The organism is Pseudorhodobacter sp., assembly GCF_030452865.1.
In the GTDB taxonomy this organism is placed as follows: Bacteria; Pseudomonadota; Alphaproteobacteria; order Rhodobacterales; family Rhodobacteraceae; genus Pseudorhodobacter.
The window spans coordinates 1-3237 of record NZ_JAKDLJ010000397.1 but is presented as its reverse complement, the minus strand read 5'-3'; the positions used below and the strand labels follow the sequence as shown (position 1 = coordinate 3237).

Here is a 3237-nt window from a genome sequence, read left to right as displayed (position 1 = left end):
TGGATCATATAGCCAATATACACGATATTGTCATTCTTCAGACAGTTTGCAGACCGGACCGACAATTCCAACTCGTCGACCTTCTTCAGCAGCAGCGGGTTGAACTCCAACCCGTCATCCACATCCGAACGGCTCGCCGATTCCGGCTCATCGAAGTTCACGAAAATCGACAGCTGGTCTTGCAGGATGCGCGCGGCATATGCCACGGCGTCATCCGGCGTCAGCGAGCCATCGGTTTCGATTTTCATCGTCAGCTTGTCATAGTCCAGCACCTGACCTTCACGGGTCGGCTGCACTTCATAGCTGACCTTTTTCACCGGCGAATAGATCGCATCAATCGGGATCAACCCGATCGGGGCATCTTCCGGACGATTCTTGTCGGCGGAAACATAGCCCTTACCGGTGTTGACGGTCAGTTCCATGAACACATCGGCGCCATCGTCGAGGTGACAAATGACGTGATCCTTGTTCAAAACCTCAATCCCCGAAGATTCTGAGATGTCTCCAGCGGTGACAACGCCCGGCCCCTTGGCGGAAATTGAAAGACGCTTTGGCCCCTCAACATCCATCCGCAGGCTGACGCCTTTCAGGTTCAAAACGATGTCGGTCACGTCTTCACGCACACCAGCAACGCTTGAAAATTCATGCAGTACGTTGTCGATCTGCACCGAGGTAATGGCTCCGCCCTGCAGCGACGACATCAAGACGCGGCGCAAAGCGTTGCCCAACGTCAGGCCGAAGCCACGCTCCAGCGGTTCTGCGATCACGGTCGCCGTGCGCGACGCATCCGGGCCGGGGTTAACCACCAGCTGCGTCGGTTTGATCAGTTCGGCCCAATTTTTGTGGATCATGCGAATAGCCTCCATACCTGTCTTCTGCCCATGTCCTTAAGCAGTCGACGCCCGAGGATGTAGAAATGCCGAAAACCGGGCCGCGCGCAAACAGCGCCCGGCCCGGCAGAATAGATGAACGTCAGACGCGGCGACGCTTTGGCGGACGGCAGCCGTTATGAGCCATCGGCGTCACATCGCGGATGGATGTGATGTTCAAACCGGCAGCGGCCAGCGCCCGAAGCGCGGATTCGCGGCCCGAACCCGGACCTTGCACTTCGACTTCCATCGTTTTCACGCCATGGTCCTGCGCCTTGCGGGCGGCATCCTCTGCCGCCATCTGGGCCGCATAAGGTGTCGATTTACGCGACCCCTTGAACCCCATGGTGCCCGAGGAGGACCAGGAAATTGCGTTGCCCTGAACGTCAGAGATCAGGATTTTGGTGTTGTTGAATGAGGAATTCACATGCGCAACGCCAGCGGCGATGTTCTTGCGTTCCTTTTTCTTCATACGGGTCTTATCGCGTGCCATTATTCAACGCTCCCTTATTTCTTCTTGCCGGCAATGGCCTTCGCGGGGCCTTTGCGGGTACGAGCATTGGTATGGGTGCGCTGACCGCGAACCGGCAGGCCACGACGATGGCGCAGGCCACGGTAGCAACCAAGGTCCATCAAACGCTTGATGTTCATGGAGGTTTCGCGACGCAAATCGCCCTCTACGGTGTAGTTCGCGTCAATATGTTCGCGGATCGCCAGCACTTCGGCATCCGAAAGCTGGTTCACGCGACGCGCGCGGTCAATGCCCACAGCTTCACAGATCTGCTCGGCCGACTGGGGACCGATCCCGGTGATATAGGTCAATGCGATGGGGACACGCTTCCCCGTCGGAATGTTTACGCCAGCAATACGAGCCACGCGCGCTTCCTTTCGTTGCGGTTCCGTCGTTCCAGAACCTTTTTTCACAACCCAAGGGCAGCGTATCCGCCCCTGATGTTTTCGTTTGCGATTTTGGGATACCCAAGCGCCGAAACGATTCCCCTAGGGGACGCCGTGCAATATGGGGTTTTAGCCCCCCCGTCAAGGCCGGGCCGTGGTATTAATTGGCGCTGTCAAGCGCAGACGCGATAGACGCCGCGACCACATCCATTTCAGCCAATCCGTCCACAGAAGTCAAACACCCTTTTGCATAGTAATAGCCGATCAGGGGCGAAGTTTTCTTGTAATATTCCATCAACCGGGTGCGCAAAGCGTCTGCATTGTCGTCGGCGCGCCGTTGCATCTGGCCGGAACCACAAACATCACAAACGCCGGGTGTCAGGGTTGGTTTCGTCTCGTCGTGGTAAACCGCACCACAATTGCCACATGTGAAACGCCCGGTGATCCGGACAACCAAAGCCGCATCGTCGACCTGCATCTCGATCACCGCGTCCAGACGCTGGCCCACCTCATCCATCAGATCGGCCAAGGCATCCGCTTGCGCAAGCGTGCGTGGGAAACCGTCAAAGATGAACCCACCCTCGGCTCCCTCGGTCAGCCTTTCCCGGATGAGGCCGATCACGATCTCATCGGTCACCAACTCTCCACGCGCCATCACAGCGGCAACCTTGTGGCCCATTTCGGAACCGGAGGACTTTGCCTCACGCAGCATGTCCCCCGTCGAAAGCTGCACCATCCGGCGCTCGGACTCCAGCCGCTTGGCCTGCGTGCCTTTCCCCGCACCCGGCGGGCCAAGAAGAATGATGTTTGCCATAAGCCCCCTCAGCGTCGCGCAGGCGCGCGAGGGCCACGTTTCTTGCCACGCAGCTGGGACTTTTCGATAAGCCCTTCATACTGATGCGCCAACAGATGCGATTGCACCTGATTGATCGTATCCATCGTCACTGACACCACGATCAACAACGAAGTCCCGCCGAAATAGAACGGGATCGCCAACTGATGACGCAGAATTTCCGGCAGCAGGCAGACAAGCGCCAGATAGCCAGAACCAAGAACGAGAATGCGGTTGACCACATATTCCAGATATTCCTCGGTGCGCTTACCGGGGCGAATACCGGGAACAAAGCCGTTCTGGCTTTTGAGGTTCTCGGCGACGTCATCCACCTTGAAGGCCACGTTGGCGGTATAAAAATAGGTGAAAAACACGATCATCGCGACGAAGAATAACAGATAGAGCGGCTGCCCCGGCCCGAAATAGGCCAGAAGGGTCGACATGACCGGCCCGGTCTGCTGGCCCGAAAACGCTGAAATCGTTACCGGCAGCAGTAAAAGGCTGGAGGCAAAGATCGCCGGAATAACGCCTGCCGGGTTGACCTTGACCGGCAAATGGCTGGAGCCGCCGTCATAAACCTTCATCCCGACCTGACGGCGCGGATACTGGATGTGGATCTTGCGCAGCGCGCGCTCCATG

The 3237-nt window shown here is 57.6% G+C and carries 5 protein-coding genes; all 5 read right to left on the bottom strand.

Translation table 11 applies throughout. From position 1 onward, the window contains the following. Positions 1–851, bottom strand: an 851-nt coding sequence (locus L0H65_RS17005) for a DNA-directed RNA polymerase subunit alpha (protein WP_301460414.1), incomplete at its 3' end; no start/stop codon positions are given. A 121-nt stretch (positions 852–972) separates the two neighbouring features. Beyond that, on the bottom strand, positions 973–1362 hold the full coding sequence (gene rpsK, locus L0H65_RS17000; protein ID WP_301460413.1) for a 30S ribosomal protein S11: 390 nt from the start codon (positions 1360–1362) through the stop codon (positions 973–975). 14 nt (positions 1363–1376) lie between these two features. After that, the gene (gene rpsM / locus L0H65_RS16995) at positions 1377–1745 is read right to left on the bottom strand and encodes a 30S ribosomal protein S13 (RefSeq protein WP_301460412.1); all 369 of its coding nucleotides are present in this window, start codon (positions 1743–1745) and stop codon (positions 1377–1379) included. A gap of 181 nt (positions 1746–1926) precedes the next feature. Beyond that, positions 1927–2580, bottom strand: coding sequence for an adenylate kinase (locus L0H65_RS16990; RefSeq protein ID WP_301460411.1), 654 nt, complete (start codon positions 2578–2580; stop codon positions 1927–1929). Between the two features lie 8 nt (positions 2581–2588). Then, positions 2589–3237 (bottom strand): preprotein translocase subunit SecY (locus tag L0H65_RS16985; protein WP_301460410.1); only part of this gene is annotated, 649 nt, incomplete at its 5' end.